13 protein-coding genes are annotated in these 14,079 nt (G+C 65.4%); 6 read left to right on the forward strand and 7 right to left on the reverse strand.

Features of this window, described 5'->3' with window-relative positions:
* Positions 1 to 3: 3 nt before the first annotated feature.
* Both lolA and FSV73_RS20985 read right to left on the reverse strand, forming a co-directional pair.
* Positions 4 to 627: an outer membrane lipoprotein chaperone LolA gene (gene lolA, locus FSV73_RS20980; protein ID WP_145010961.1), complete on the reverse strand. Its 624-nt coding sequence runs from the start codon at positions 625 to 627 to the stop codon at positions 4 to 6.
* A gap of 17 nt (positions 628 to 644) precedes the next feature.
* Entirely contained in the window at positions 645 to 3,122 is a 2,478-nt protein-coding gene (locus FSV73_RS20985; protein ID WP_145010964.1) for a DNA translocase FtsK, read from the reverse strand.
* Between the two features lie 256 nt (positions 3,123 to 3,378).
* Here FSV73_RS20985 and aat point away from each other — a divergent pair, with 256 nt between their 5' ends.
* The 3 genes from aat (at position 3,379) to infA (ending at position 5,124) form a co-directional block, all read left to right on the forward strand.
* On the forward strand, positions 3,379 to 4,068 hold the full coding sequence (gene aat, locus FSV73_RS20990; protein WP_145010967.1) for a leucyl/phenylalanyl-tRNA--protein transferase: 690 nt from the start codon (positions 3,379 to 3,381) through the stop codon (positions 4,066 to 4,068).
* A gap of 35 nt (positions 4,069 to 4,103) precedes the next feature.
* Complete coding sequence (locus tag FSV73_RS20995) at positions 4,104 to 4,811, forward strand: arginyltransferase (protein WP_145010971.1); 708 nt, start codon at positions 4,104 to 4,106, stop codon at positions 4,809 to 4,811.
* A gap of 94 nt (positions 4,812 to 4,905) precedes the next feature.
* Entirely contained in the window at positions 4,906 to 5,124 is a 219-nt protein-coding gene (gene infA, locus FSV73_RS21000) for a translation initiation factor IF-1 (protein ID WP_002553999.1), read from the forward strand.
* Positions 5,125 to 5,195: 71 nt separating this feature from the next.
* On the opposite strand, the gene clpA is transcribed toward infA, so the two are convergent.
* Positions 5,196 to 7,466 (reverse strand): ATP-dependent Clp protease ATP-binding subunit ClpA, encoded by a 2,271-nt coding sequence (gene clpA, locus FSV73_RS21005; RefSeq protein ID WP_145010974.1) that lies wholly within the window; start codon positions 7,464 to 7,466, stop codon positions 5,196 to 5,198.
* A gap of 48 nt (positions 7,467 to 7,514) precedes the next feature.
* Positions 7,515 to 7,871 (reverse strand): ATP-dependent Clp protease adapter ClpS, encoded by a 357-nt coding sequence (gene clpS / locus FSV73_RS21010; protein ID WP_145010977.1) that lies wholly within the window; start codon positions 7,869 to 7,871, stop codon positions 7,515 to 7,517.
* A 222-nt stretch (positions 7,872 to 8,093) separates the two neighbouring features.
* Between clpS and cspD the strand changes: the two genes are divergently transcribed.
* Entirely contained in the window at positions 8,094 to 8,369 is a 276-nt protein-coding gene (cspD, locus tag FSV73_RS25935; RefSeq protein ID WP_145010980.1) for a cold shock domain-containing protein CspD, read from the forward strand.
* A 2-nt stretch (positions 8,370 to 8,371) separates the two neighbouring features.
* On the opposite strand, the gene FSV73_RS21020 is transcribed toward cspD, so the two are convergent.
* Complete coding sequence (locus FSV73_RS21020; protein WP_145010983.1) at positions 8,372 to 8,692, reverse strand: SelT/SelW/SelH family protein; 321 nt, start codon at positions 8,690 to 8,692, stop codon at positions 8,372 to 8,374.
* A 70-nt stretch (positions 8,693 to 8,762) separates the two neighbouring features.
* On the opposite strand from FSV73_RS21020, the gene FSV73_RS25860 reads away from it, so the two are divergent.
* Together FSV73_RS25860 and FSV73_RS21025 are read left to right on the forward strand one after the other, a co-directional pair.
* Entirely contained in the window at positions 8,763 to 8,906 is a 144-nt protein-coding gene (locus FSV73_RS25860) for a hypothetical protein (protein WP_260856132.1), read from the forward strand.
* A 3-nt stretch (positions 8,907 to 8,909) separates the two neighbouring features.
* Positions 8,910 to 10,958, forward strand: a complete 2,049-nt coding sequence (locus FSV73_RS21025; protein ID WP_260856136.1) for a patatin-like phospholipase family protein — start codon at positions 8,910 to 8,912, stop codon at positions 10,956 to 10,958.
* Between the two features lie 182 nt (positions 10,959 to 11,140).
* Here FSV73_RS21025 and FSV73_RS21030 read toward each other — a convergent pair whose 3' ends face one another.
* Together FSV73_RS21030 and FSV73_RS21035 are read right to left on the reverse strand one after the other, a co-directional pair.
* Complete coding sequence (locus FSV73_RS21030; protein WP_145010986.1) at positions 11,141 to 13,339, reverse strand: LysM peptidoglycan-binding domain-containing protein; 2,199 nt, start codon at positions 13,337 to 13,339, stop codon at positions 11,141 to 11,143.
* A gap of 239 nt (positions 13,340 to 13,578) precedes the next feature.
* Positions 13,579 to 14,013: a MarR family transcriptional regulator gene (locus FSV73_RS21035; protein ID WP_017641756.1), complete on the reverse strand. Its 435-nt coding sequence runs from the start codon at positions 14,011 to 14,013 to the stop codon at positions 13,579 to 13,581.
* Positions 14,014 to 14,079 lie beyond the last annotated feature (66 nt).

A 14,079-nucleotide genomic window follows, 5' to 3' on the forward strand; every position in this document is an offset into this window, starting at 1 on the left:
CGATCACTCCTGGATGACGTCGGCTCCCTTGGGCACCTGGAAGGTGAACTGGGACGCGGCCACCGGCTCGTTGAGCTTGACGTTGAAGAAGAGGATGTTGGTTCTCTGACCGGCACCGTCGATCAACTGCATGTCGTTGATCACCCCGTTGCGAAAGGACAGCCGCAGGCTGTCGAACAGGCTGTCCTTGGTCTTGGGCTTGAGCACGAAGTCGACGACGTTGCCGGCGTCCTTGCTGGAGACGTCGAAGCTGCTCTCGATCTTGGAGATGTCACCCGACAGCAGCAACGCCGGCGTCTGGGTCAGGCGCAGGTCCAGCTTGCGGATGGTGACCTGCTCGAGGTCCGGATCGTACAGCCAGACCTGCTTGCCGTCGGAGACCAGCAGTTGCTCCTGGGGCGCATCGGAGTGCCAGCGGAACAGCCCGGGACGCTTGAGGCTCATGTTGCCGGCGGTTTCCTGCAGCCGCGTCCCCGAACCGTCGAGGGTCAGCTGAGAGAAGCGCGCGGTCAGGGTCTGGGCCTTGTCCAGCAGCTGCGACAGGCGCCCCACCGACGCCTGGTCGGCATGGGCGGAGAAGCTTACGGCGGCCAGGGCCGCCAGGGCGAAGCAACGCAAGGTGCGCATCGAGGTCCTCATGGATGTCAGTCTCTCACCGGCGCAGGCGCTATGACTTCGCGCGAGCCGTTGGTGTTCATGGGCGATACGACACCGGCCATTTCCATGGTTTCGATCATCCGTGCCGCCCGGTTGTAACCAATCTTGAGCTTGCGCTGGACCGCCGAGATGGAGGCCCGGCGACTCTCGGTGACGAAGCGCACGGCTTCGTCGTAGAGCGGATCGTCCTCGTCGCTCTCGCCGCCCTCGCCACCGCCGCCTTCGAAGCCCGCCCCGCCGCCCTCGTCCGGGCCGCTGAGGATGTCTTCGATGTAGTCGGGCGCGCCGCGTTCCTTCCAGGCCTCGACCACCCGATGGACCTCGTCGTCGGAGACGAAGGCGCCATGGACGCGGATCGGCAGGCCGGTACCGGGCGGCAGGTAGAGCATGTCACCGTGACCGAGCAGCTGTTCGGCGCCACCCTGGTCGAGAATGGTCCGGGAGTCGATCTTGCTCGACACCTGGAAGGCCATCCGGGTGGGAATGTTGGCCTTGATCAGGCCGGTGATGACATCGACCGAGGGACGCTGGGTCGCCAGGATCAGGTGGATACCAGCGGCCCGGGCCTTCTGGGCGATCCGCGCGATCAGTTCCTCGACCTTCTTGCCGACGATCATCATCATGTCGGCGAATTCGTCCACCACCACCACGATGGTCGGCAGCGTCTTCAGCAGCGGCGCCTCGTCGTCCATGCTCTCGCGCCGGTAGAGCGGATCGGTCAGCGGCGTGCCCGCGTCCTCGGCATCCTTCACCTTGCGGTTGAAGCCCGCCAGGTTACGCACGCCCATGGCCGCCATCAGCTTGTAGCGCCGCTCCATCTCCGCCACGCTCCAGCGCAGGGCGTTGGCGGCTTCCTTCATGTCGGTGACCACCGGGCAGAGCAGGTGCGGGATACCCTCGTAGATGGAGAGCTCCAGCATCTTGGGGTCGATCATGATCAGGCGCGCGTCTTCCGGGCTCGACTTGAATAGGATCGACAGCAGCATGGCGTTCACGCCCACCGACTTACCGGAACCTGTGGTACCGGCGACCAGCAGGTGCGGCATCTTGGCCAGGTCGGTGATGACCGGCTTGCCACCGATGTCGTGCCCCAGCGCCAGGGTGACGGGCGACTTGGCAGCCGCGTACTCGGGCGACTCGAGGACCTCGGAGAAGCGCACCATCTGGCGATCCTCGTTGGGAATCTCGATCCCTACGGTAGTCTTGCCGGGGATGACTTCCACCACCCGCACGCTGAACACGGCGAGCGAACGCGCCAGGTCCTTGGCCAGGTTGGAGATGCGACTGACCTTGACCCCCGCCGCCGGCTGGATCTCGAAGCGGGTGATCACCGGACCGGGATGGACGCTCTCGACCAGCACCTCGACGCCGAACTCCTTGAGCTTGACCTCCAGCAGGCGCGACATGTTTTCGAGGAATTCCGGCGAATAGCTCTGCTGCTTCTTCTCGGCACGATCAAGGATCGACAGCGGTGGCAGGGTGCCTTCCAGGTCGGCGTCGACCCGCGGCACGGCGACCGGCGGCGAATAGGCGGCCGGCGCTGGAGCGGCCTTGCGGGGCGCCGGCGCGGGTATGGCGACGCTGGCCGCGGCAGCCACGGGGGCGGCCGCCAGGGGCGCTGCCGCAGTCGCGGCCGATTCGACCACGACCCGGCTGGGCGCGGGCATCTCGATGCGTGGCGCGGCGCGCTCCACCCGCGGCGGCGGCGCGATGTCGAGCAGGTCGTCCAGCTCCTCGTCGGCGACCGGCACCTCGCGGGGCTTGGCCTTGCGCGCCACTGGTGGCGCCACGGGCGCTTCGAAGTCATCCAGTTCCGGCGCCTGCCGGCGTCCGCCGGCCAGGCGGTTGAAGCCGCCCTGCAGTAGATCCAGCAGATCCAGCACGACCTTGCCGGTGAAATCCATCACCTTGAACCAGGACAGGTCGGTGAAGACCGTCAGCCCGAGCAGGAACAGCGCCAGGAACAGCAGCGTACTGCCCTGGACATTGAGCGCCGTGACCGCCAGTTGCCCGAGGCTTTCACCCAGGGCACCGCCGGCGGACGCCGGCAGGGCCGAGACCGCGTGGAAATGGATATAGGCCAGCACCGAGCCGGAGATCACCAGCAGCACCAGGCCGGTCAGCCGCCAGGAGAACAGCCAGCCGCTCCATTCCCAGGGCAGATGGCGCTTGCGGAAGATCTGCCAGGTCTTCACCGCGAGCAGCACGGGGAACACGAAGGCGAAGTAGCCGAGCGCCATGAACAGGACGTCGGCCAGCCAGGCGCCCGCACGGCCGGCGGTGTTGTGCACCTGGTCGATGCGGCTGGTATGGGTCCAACCCGGATCGGAGGGGTCGTAGCTCAGCAGAGCCATGAGCAGGTACAGGCACAGGGCGGCGAGTGCGATGAGCACCACTTCCTTGAGACGATAATGCAGATGCTCACGCCAATGGTTGACGTGGCTGGCAGAACTGGATTGCTTCAAGCGCGCTTTTCCCGCACACGGAACGTGTGACCGTGAATCTAAAACAGTGCGCCATTCTAGATCGCCCGGACCCTGGTTCTACAGTCCCAGGGCGAAACATGGCACGATAGCGGACGGCAATACCGGAACCGCCTTCAGGCACAACATTGGAGCATTCTTTCGTTGTCCTGACAAAGAGTTATGACGATTTCTTGAGCTTGTTACGCACAAGGCTCTCACCTTTAGCTTCCTGCACCAGAAGGCGCCCTCCCCTACCATGGTGAAATGGCTGACCCGCGAAAGCCCTGACTTCCCGCCCCTGCAGCAGGCCCTGCGCGAACCCAACGGACTGCTGGCGATCGGCGGCGACCTGAGTGCGGCGCGCCTGGTCAGCGCCTACCGCCACGGCTGCTTTCCCTGGTACCAGGCCGGCCAGCCCCTGCTGTGGTGGTCACCCGATCCGCGGACGGTACTCTTCCCCCCGGACCTGCACGTGTCCCGCAGCCTGGCGAAGACCCTGCGCAAGACCCCACTGAGGGTCACCTATGACCAGGCCTTCGACCAGGTCATCCAGGCCTGCGCCGGCCCCCGTCGCGACGCTGACGGCACCTGGATCACCACCGAGATGCGCCAGGCCTATCGCGAGCTGCACGCCCAGGGGTGGGCGCACTCGGTGGAAGTCTGGGAGGATGAGCGCCTGGTCGGCGGCCTCTACGGCATCGCCATGGGCAAGCTGTTCTTCGGCGAATCCATGTTCAGCCAGGCCGACAACGCCTCCAAGATCGGCTTCGTCACCCTGGTACGGGACCTCGCCGCCTGGGGTTTCGTGATGATCGACTGCCAGATGCACACCGCACATCTGGAGAGCCTCGGCGCCAGCAGCCTGTCGCGGGAACGCTTTGCCGAATACCTGGCCAAATACCTCGATCAGGCCAGCATGGCCGCCTGGCCTAGCATCAGCGGGTGACTTACACTCAGGCTAGGCTTATGTAGAGGTTCGACATGACCGAGCTGGCGAGACTCAAGTTTTACGCTACCCAGCCCCACGCGTGCAGTTACCTGCCCAACGAGCAGGCGACTACGCTGTTTCTCGACCCCTCGCAGCCCATGAACGGCCAGATCTATGCCGAGCTGTCGGAGCTGGGCTTCCGGCGCAGCGGCGACCACCTCTACCGACCCCATTGCCAGCTGTGCAAGGCCTGCGTTCCGGCCCGCATCCCGGTCGCCCGCTTCCGCCCCAGCCGCAAGCAGACCCGGGTGCTCAAGCGCAACGCCGACATCAAGGTCACTCGCTGCGAGCCGGGCTTCACCGAGGAGCGCTATCAGCTCTACGCCCGCTACATCAGCGAACGCCATGCCGACGGCGACATGTTCCCGCCGAGCCGGGGTCAGTTCTCCACCTTCCTGGTCAGCAACCTGCCCTACGCCTTCTTCTATGAACTGAGGGTCGCCGACCGGCTGATCGGCATCGCCGTCACCGATGTGCTGCCCAACGGCATGTCGGCGGTCTACACCTTCTACGATCCCAACGAGGAGAAGCGCAGCCTGGGCGTCTTCGGCATCCTCTGGCAGATCGCCGAAACGCGCCGCCTCGGCCTGGACGCGGTTTATCTCGGTTACTGGATCAAAGGATGTCGCAAGATGTCCTATAAGACCGAGTATCGCCCCATCGAGCTCTTCGTCAATCAGCGCTGGGTCGCCCTGGCCTGACGAAATAGCGCTTTTTCTGAATTTCTGTCAGAATATGGGCCTTTTTCGCCCGGACTGCTCTGGGCCTATCTTGTCACCGAGGGCTTTTCTATATATGTCGAAAGAAGACAGCTTCGAAATGGAAGGTACTGTCGTCGACACCCTGCCCAACACCATGTTTCGCGTGGAGTTGGAAAATGGGCACGTCGTCACCGCGCACATCTCCGGAAAGATGCGTAAGAACTACATCCGCATCCTGACCGGCGACAAGGTCCGCGTGGAACTGACGCCTTACGATCTGAGCAAGGGCCGGATCACCTACCGCGCTCGCTAAGCGGATCCTTTCACGAAAAAGCCCGGCTATGCCGGGCTTTTTCGTTAGCGGAAGTAAACCGCAACCTGCCCTCAGGCAGGTTCGGCCGTGGTCTCGAACTCGAACTCCAGCTCGTCGTCGACCGCATCGATGTGGACGATGCCGCCATGGTCGGCCAGATCGCCGAACAGGATCTGCTCGGCCAACGGCCGCTTGATCTTGTCCTGGATGAGCCGCGCCATGGGCCGGGCGCCCATCTGCACGTCGTAGCCTCGCTCGGCCAGCCAGCCGCGCGCGGCGTCGCTGACCTCGAGCTGAACCCGCTTGTCTTCGAGCTGCGCCTGGAGTTCGGTGAGGAACTTGTCGACGATGCTCTTGATGACCTCGGTGCTCAGGCGGCCGAACTGGATGATGGTGTCCAGGCGGTTGCGGAATTCCGGCGTGAAGCTCTTCTTGATGACCTCCATCGCGTCCGTGGTGTGATCCTGCAGCGTGAAGCCGATGGACGCCCGAGACGCGGTTTCGGCACCGGCGTTGGTGGTCAGGATCAGGATCACGTTGCGGAAGTCGGCCTTGCGGCCGTTGTTGTCCGTCAGGGTGCCATGGTCCATGACCTGCAACAGCAGGTTGAACACCTCGGGGTGCGCCTTTTCGATCTCGTCGAGCAGCAATACGCAATGGGGCGTCTTGGTGATCGCCTCGGTCAGCAGACCGCCCTGATCGAAGCCCACATAGCCGGGAGGCGCACCGATCAGGCGCGACACGGTGTGCCGCTCCATGTACTCGGACATGTCGAAGCGCACCAGCTCCACACCCATGGCCTTGGCCAGTTGCCGCGCCACCTCGGTCTTGCCGACACCGGTGGGACCGGCGAACAGGAAGGAACCGACCGGCTTGTCCGGCGACTTGAGACCGGCACGGGACAGCTTGATCGCGGTGGACAGCGACTCGATGGCCAGGTCCTGACCGAAGACGGTCAGCTTGAGATCCCGTTCCAGGTTGCGCAGCAGCTCCTTGTCGGAGCTGTTGACGGTCTTGGGGGGAATCCGCGCGATCTTGGCGACGATGTCCTCGACCTGCTGGACGTCGATGCGCTCGGCACGACGATCTTCGGGCTGCAGACGCTGGTAGGCGCCCGCCTCGTCGATGACGTCGATGGCCTTGTCGGGCATGTGGCGGTCGTTGATGTAGCGGGCGGCCAGCTCGGCAGCCGCACGCAGCGCCTCATCGGTGTACTCGATGTGGTGGTGCTGCTCGAAGCGCCCCTTGAGGCCACGCAGGATGCCGTAGGTATCGTCCACCGAGGGCTCGACGACGTCGACCTTCTGGAAGCGCCGTGCCAGTGCGCGGTCCTTCTCGAAGATGCCGCGGAATTCCTGGAAGGTGGTCGAACCAATGCAGCGGATCTCGCCGGAGGACAGCAGCGGCTTGAGCAGGTTGGAGGCGTCCATGACGCCACCCGAGGCCGCACCGGCGCCGATGATGGTATGGATCTCGTCGATGAAGAGCACCGCGTGGGGCCGCTTCTTCAGCTCGGCCAGCAGCGCCTTGAATCTCTTCTCGAAGTCACCCCGGTACTTGGTACCGGCCAGCAGCGCGCCGAGATCCAGGGAGTAGACCACGCTGTCCGCCAGCAGGTCGGGCACCTGGCCATCGACGATGCGCTTGGCCAGGCCCTCGGCGATGGCGGTCTTGCCGACCCCGGCCTCGCCCACCAGCAGCGGATTGTTCTTGCGCCGGCGGGCCAGGATCTGGGCCACCCGCTCGACTTCGTGCTCGCGACCCACCAGCGGATCGATACGGCCCTGGCGGGCCTGCTCGTTCAGGTTGCTGGCATAGGCTTCGAGCGGATTGTTGGAGGAACTGGGTTCGGCACCCTCTTCCTCGGCGGCTTCCTGGTCCTGCTCGGCATCGGGCGCTGCGCCCGGCACCTTGGAGATGCCATGGGCGATGAAGTTGACGACGTCGATGCGCGCCACGCTCTGCTGCTTGAGCAGGAACACCGCCTGGCTCTCCTGCTCGCTGAAGATGGCGACCAGCACGTTGGCGCCGGTCACTTCGCGCTTGCCGGAACTCTGCACATGGAAGACCGCGCGCTGCAGGACGCGTTGGAAACCCAGCGTCGGCTGCGTCTCGCGCTCGTCATCCTGCTGTGGAATCAATGGCGTGGTGGAATCTATGAATTCCAACAGATCGCGGCGCAGGCGATCGATATTGGCGCCGCAGGCCCTCAACACGGTGGCGGCCGCTTCGTTGTCCAGCAGCGCCAGCAGGAGGTGCTCAACGGTCATGAATTCATGACGCTTCGTCCTCGCCTCCTTGAAGGCGAGATTCAGGGTGACTTCGAGCTCACGATTCAACATAGCTTCACCTCTTAGCCCAAGCAGCACAGTAGCCCAAGCAGCACAGATCTAACCTTCGATTTCGATTTCACACAGCAGCGGGTGGTTGCACTCCCTCGCATATTGATTGACTTGCATGGCCTTGGTTTCAGCGACATCGCGAGTAAATGTTCCACAGACCGCCTTGCCCTGGGTATGCACGGTGAGCATCACCTGGGTGGCCGCTTCGCGGTTCATGCTGAAGTAGCGTTCCAGCACCTCTACGACGAACTCCATGGGGGTGTAGTCATCGTTATACATCAGAACGCGATATCTGGCTGGCCGTTTTAGTGCAGGTTTGGCTTCCTGCACCGCCAGGCCACCGTTGTCGCCGTCCTGATGTTCGTTTTCGTCCGCCGCCAGTCGGATGGGGTCGATTGCACGCATTCTGATCGATTCCGAATTACGGGATGAATAGCAGGAAAAAAGAGCTTGATCCACGTCTCAGCCACCCATTGCCTTACCTTGACTAAGACGGAAAGGGTGTTACAAACATCCTGTACCCGACGGGGTACCAGAGGGTTCCGTCGTAGTGGCGCCTGTGTGGATTCACTGGAACTGTAGTCGAATGATACTCCAGGCTTGGAGTCCTTTGCAGAGGGAGCCGGTATGCTCAGTGGCAAGGTCAAATGGTTTAACAACGCCAAAGGATATGGCTTCATCGTTGCAGATAACAGTGATGAAGACCTATTCGCTCATTACTCGGCCATTCAGATGGACGGCTATCGAACCCTGAAAGCGGGTCAGGCGGTCAACTTCAACATCGTTCAGGGCCCCAAGGGTCTGCATGCCGTGGAAATCCGCGCGGCCGAGGCCGGCGTCGCCACCCCCGCCACCGCCGTGAGCCCGGCGGATACGCGGGAAACGATCAGTTCGGAAGCCTGATCTCACGCCCCTTCGGGGGCGCCACCCCCGCCATCCTCCCGCTTTCCTTCACTGTGCCCCAGCGCTCGCTCCGGGAACAGCCTGTCCCTCACCAGATTCTTCAGCGTCCTCGCATCGGGGAAGCCGCCGTCGCGCTTGCGCTCCCACAGCAGTTCCTCGCCACAGGCGATCTCGAAGACCCCTCCGGTACCCGGTAGCAAGGTCACGCCGCCAAGCTCGGTACCGAAGGTGCTGAGCAGCTCCTGGGCCAGCCAGCCCGAACGCAGCAACCACTGACACTGGATGCAGTACTGGATGGTGATGAGGGGTTTGACGGTGGTCACGCTGCACCTCGCACGGCAGGGATCCCTATAATACGCAGCCCTCGATCCCGTCCGCCATGTGGTCCGACCTATGCGCTCCTTGCTGCTGGTAGCCTGCCTCCTGCTGTCCGCCCTGGCCTGGGGCGCCGAGCCGCCCAAGGTCGGCCTGGTGCTGTCCGGCGGCGCCGCCCGCGGCCTGGCGCACATCGGGGTACTGAAGGCCCTGGAGGAGTAAGGCATCCAGGTCGATGCCATCGCCGGCACCAGCATGGGCGCGGTCATCGGCGGGCTGTACGCCGCTGGCTACAGCGCCGAGGAACTGGAACGCATCGCCCTGGACATGGACTGGGGCCAGGTGCTGTCGGATCAGCCCCCGCGCAAGGACATCCCTTTTCGCCGCAAGCAGGACGACCGCGACTTCCTGGTCAAGCAGAAGCTCAGCTTCCGCGACGACGGCAGCCTGGGTCTGCCCATCGGGGTGATCCAGGGCCAGAACCTCGGGATGATGCTGGAAAAGCTCTTCGTGCATACCAGCGACACCCGGGACTTCGACAAGCTCGCCATCCCCTTCCGCGCGGTCGCCACCGACATCACCACCGGCGACAAGGTGGTCTTCGATCACGGCCACCTGCCGCGCGCCATCCGCGCTAGCATGTCGATCCCGGCGGTGTTCGCACCGGTGGAGATCGACGGCCGCCTGCTGGTGGATGGTGGCATGGTCGACAACATCCCCATCGATGTCGCCCGGGACATGGGCGCGCAACGGGTGGTGGTGGACATCGGCACCCCGCTGCTCAAGCGCAAGGACCTGACCACGGTGCTGGACGTGCTCAACCAGTCCACCACCCTGATGACCCGCAACAACTCCCAGGCGCAGCTGGCGACGCTGGGCAAGCAGGACCTGCTGATCCAGCCGCCGCTGGCCAGCTACACCAGCGCCGACTTCACCGAGGTGAAGGCGCTGATCGATGCCGGTTACCGCGCGACCATGGCCATGGCGAGCGAACTGGCGGTGCTGCGCAAGCCGGCGCGGGACGCAAGATCGTCGGCGGTGGCGGCGGCTCGCTCGCCGAGCAGTCGGACCCCGATCATCGACGCCATCCGCATCGAGAACGACTCCAAGGTCGAGGATGAGGTGATCCGCCACTATATCCGCCAGCGGCTGGGCGAGCCGCTGAACGTCGATCGCCTCCAGGACGACATGAGCACCCTCTATGGCCTGGACTACTTCGACCAGGTGGAATACCGCATCCGCCGCGACGGCCCCCAGGACAACGTGCTGGTCATCTATGCCCGCGGCAAGCGCAGCGGCACGGACTTCCTGCGGCTCGGCCTGAATCTGTCGGACGACCTGCGCGGCGACAGCACCTTCAACTTCGGTGCCAGCTATCGCATCAACGGCCTCAACCGGCTGGGCGGCGAATGGCTGACCCGGGTACAGGTCGGCGATCACCAGGAGCTGTACAGCGAGTTCTACCAGCCGCTGGACGTCGGGTCGCGCTACTTCATCGCGCCCTACCTCGGCGGCGAGGCGCGCAACATCGAACAGCTGGAGCGCAACGATCCCATCGCCGAATACCGGCGCGAGCGCTATGGCTTCGGCCTGAACGTGGGCCGGCAGATCGGCAACAATGCCGAGGTACGCCTGGGCATCGGCCATGACTGGGGCAGCACCAAGGTGCATGTCGGCCCGCGGGACACGCCGGAGGAAACCTTCACCGAAGGCTTCTACGAGCTGCGCTACTCCTTCGACGATCTGGACGACGTCAACTTCCCGCGCGAGGGCCAGGACCTGGCGCTGTCAATCAAGCAGTTCGATCCGAGCCTGGGCTCGGACTCGCGCTATCGACAGCTCGACCTGCACCTGAACAAGGCGCTCAGCTATGGCGCCAACACCTTCGTGCTCGGCGGCGGCCTGGGTCGGACGCTCTCCACCGACAGCGACACCAATGTGGTCACCAGCAGCTTCCTGCTGGGCGGCGCCTGGCAACTCTCGGGTTATCGGCAGGATGCCCTGTCCGGGCAGAACTACGGCCTGGCGCGGCTGATCTATTACCACCAGCTCACCCAGAGATCGCTGTTCCCCCTGGATACCCCCGTCTACCTGGGTGGCAGCCTGGAGCAGGGACGGATCTGGAACCGCGACGACGACTACGACAGTGGCAACATAGGCGCGGCCAGCCTGTTCCTGGGCCTGGACACCCCGCTCGGACCGCTGAAGTTCACCTATGGCCTGAGCGACCAGGGGGAACACGCCTTCTATATCAACCTGGGCAACAGCTTCTGACAAGGGCTTCAGGAAGAGGCGCCAGCAGGAGCGGAGACACCCTGGCGGATCGACTAGGCCAGGCGCGGCGACACCTGGCAGGACAGTGGCGCGGACCGACGCCACGCCAGCCGCCTGGCTCGCTGCCACGGCGGAACAGCTCCGCCGACAGCACCCGGTCGTCTTCCGCGCCACGCCCGCCGTCAGGCGATACGGGCCAGCAGGATCTCGGCGCGCTCGCGCTGGCTGTCGCTACCTTCGCTGACGATTTCCTGCAGCAGCGACGTGGCGTGCTGGACATCGCCCTGGTCGAGGCTGGCCTCGGCCTCGGCGAAGCGCCGGGTGATGTCGTCGGCCATGAAGTGTTCGTCGAGGCTGAGGTCCAGTTCCAGGACGCCCGGCAACTCACCCAGGCCCTCGGGGAAATCGTCTTCCAGAGTGACCTCGAGGGCGTCGGCCTGCTTCCAGCCGGAATCAGCGTCCAGCTCCTCGGTGAGGGCGATGGCTTCGTCGAGACTGAGGTCGGCCAGGTCCAGGTCGTAATGCTCCTCGGTCACCGGCGCAGGCGCCGCTGGGGTCTCGAATTGCAACTCCGCCGACCACTCCCTGGCGGGCGCCTCGAAGGCCGGCAGGTCGAGGTCGAGATCGTCCGCGGCCAGCTCGTCCATCGGGGTGGCGGACATCCCGGGAAACTGCGCGTGCAGGACGACCAGACTCGCCGCGGCCCCACCGAGCGCCAGGAAACGCTGTTCGTGCTCGCCGAACGCCTGGGCTTCACCCAGGGTGGCCAGTACCCGCAGCAGTAACAGGCGCAGATCCTGGCGCCGCTCGTCTTCGGCGAGACCACTTTCCAGAACTTCGCGCGCCTGGCCGTAGCGACCGTAGGCCAGATAGATTTCCGCGCGACCGGCGTGGTCATCGACCGGCGGCGCACCGGCGGCGACCACGGGCTTGGCCCGCGTGGCGGCGGGCTGGGTGGCCACCAGTACCGGTTCGGGCAGGGGTTCGGCCGTCTCGCCCGGGATATCCTCGTCCTCGATGACCATGACCTCGTCATCCGCCTGCCGCCGGCGCCACCAGAGCACCCCGGCCAGGGCCAGCATCACCGCTGCGCCGCCCAGTAACAGCGAGCGCAGGGAAAGCAGCCCCGCGTCGCCGTCCCCCGCAGGGGCAGCGGTGGCGGCGGGTGCCGCGGGCTGAGCAGCCGTGTCGGCGACGGGCGCAGGACTAGGCGCCGGGGGCGCCAGGGCCACCGAACGCGCCTGCTTGAGCTGTTGCTGCAGACCATCACGATCCTGCTCCAGCTGCGCGATGAGGGCTTCCTTCTGCGCCAGCACGGCGTCGTATCTTTCCTGCAGCTGGGTCAGCTGCCCTTCCAGGTCGCCGACCTGGCGGCCCAGGTCCTGGGTCACCAGCAAGGGCTTGGCATCTTCCGGGGTACTGCTCGCCGGCTGGGGGGCAACCGCCGCCGCCGGCGCCGCGACCTCGGGCGTCGGGGCCGGCGAGGCTGCCACCGGGGCGGCAGGTGCCGCGGCGATCGGTGCCGGGGCACTCGTGGTCGGCGGCGCTGGCGGCGGCAGGACGGCGGGTGCAGGCGCAGGCGCGGTTGTCGGCTTGGCGGCGACCGGCGGGGTCGCCGCCGGCTCGCTGACCCCGGCAGGCAAGCGCAGGCGTTGACCCGCCTTGAGGCGGCCGGGATCCTGGTTGGCGAAGGACGTCGGGTTGAGGGCGAAGAGATCGGCCATCAACTGCTCCGCCGAGCGATTGGCCAGTGGGCCCAGGCGCTTGGCGATGCTCCAGAGGGTATCCCGCGGGCGGGTCTGGTAGACGCCTTCGCCCGCGGCGAGACCTGGCGAAGGGGCCAGGTCGGGCTGGCGCGCGGCGGCTGCGGGCTGGCGCTCCACGGCGCGCGCGGCCGGGACGGCCGACGGCGCGGAAACCGGCGCTAGGCGGGCCGGCGCCGTACTGGCGACGCTGGGCGGCAGGCCAGCGGGACGCGGCGGGTCCACCAGCAGGGTGAATTCCCGCAACTGCTTGCCGCCCGGCTGCTCCAGCTGGACGATGAAGCCCAGATAGGGCTCGACCAGGGAGCGGCGGGAGGTCACCTCGATATAGCTTCCCGCGGCGGTGCGCAGGTGCGGCGTGAACGTCAGATCGCTCAGGAACTGGGTGCGGTCGACCCCGGCCTGGTCGAAGGCGTCGTTCGGCGCCAGGTGGATGCGAAAGTCGGCAGCATCGGCGTCGCCGAGGTTGACCAGCTCGATCCGCGCCCGCAGGGGCTCGTTGAGCGAAGACTGAAGCGTGATACCACCCAGGCCGAGTGCCAGCGCCGCTTGGGGAAGACTCGCCAGCGTGGCAGCCGACAGAATGAAAAGGGCAAGGGGACGGCGTTTCGCGACCATGGATACCGCTGCTTCAGGTATTCGTTGAAACCAGTGTTTTAGCGCGGTAGCTCACAAAAATCGCCCCCGCTACGCTGGAACGTAGCATCGATACCGACAGACGGCAAACCGATGGTCGTCGCAGCCCATGGGCGGTGTGGAACGCGGACCGGCGTCAGGCTAGGTGCCAGACGCCTTGCTGCCCTTCCGCGGCGGCTCCTGGTTCCAGCGGGCATGCCAGGCGAGCCGCCAGACGGTGGTCAGCCGCGCTCGAGGTTCGCCAGGACGCGCTGGTGCACCTGCTGGCAGATGGCGATCTCTTCGTCGTCCAGGCCGCTCAACAGCTCCTTGCGCAGGGCCTCGGCGATGGTCTCGATCTTTTCGATCAGCGGGCCGGCCTCCTGGGTGAGCATGATGCGCTTGGCGCGGCGGTCTTCGGTGACCGCCAGCCGCTTGACCAGCCCCTGCTTCTCCAGGCCGTCCAGCAGGCGTGCCAGGGTCGGCCCCTCGATACTGATGCTCTGGGCCAGTTCGCGCTGCGTCGGCTGCACGCCCTTCATCCGCGCCAGGTTCAGCAACACCTGCCAGCGGGCCTGCGACAGCCCCAGGTGGCTCAGGCGGCGGTCGAGCTCGGCGCGCCAGGCACGGGAGACGTGAAAGATCTGTCGGCCGAACAGGTGTGGATCGGTAGTCATTCAGGCTAAACCTTATACTTGGATTTTCTCATTATTCTGGTTGTAGGCACGCCGGAGCAACCGCCA

Source organism: Pseudomonas oryzihabitans (genome assembly GCF_007665395.1).
Classification (GTDB): Bacteria; Pseudomonadota; Gammaproteobacteria; order Pseudomonadales; family Pseudomonadaceae; genus Chryseomonas; species Chryseomonas psychrotolerans_C.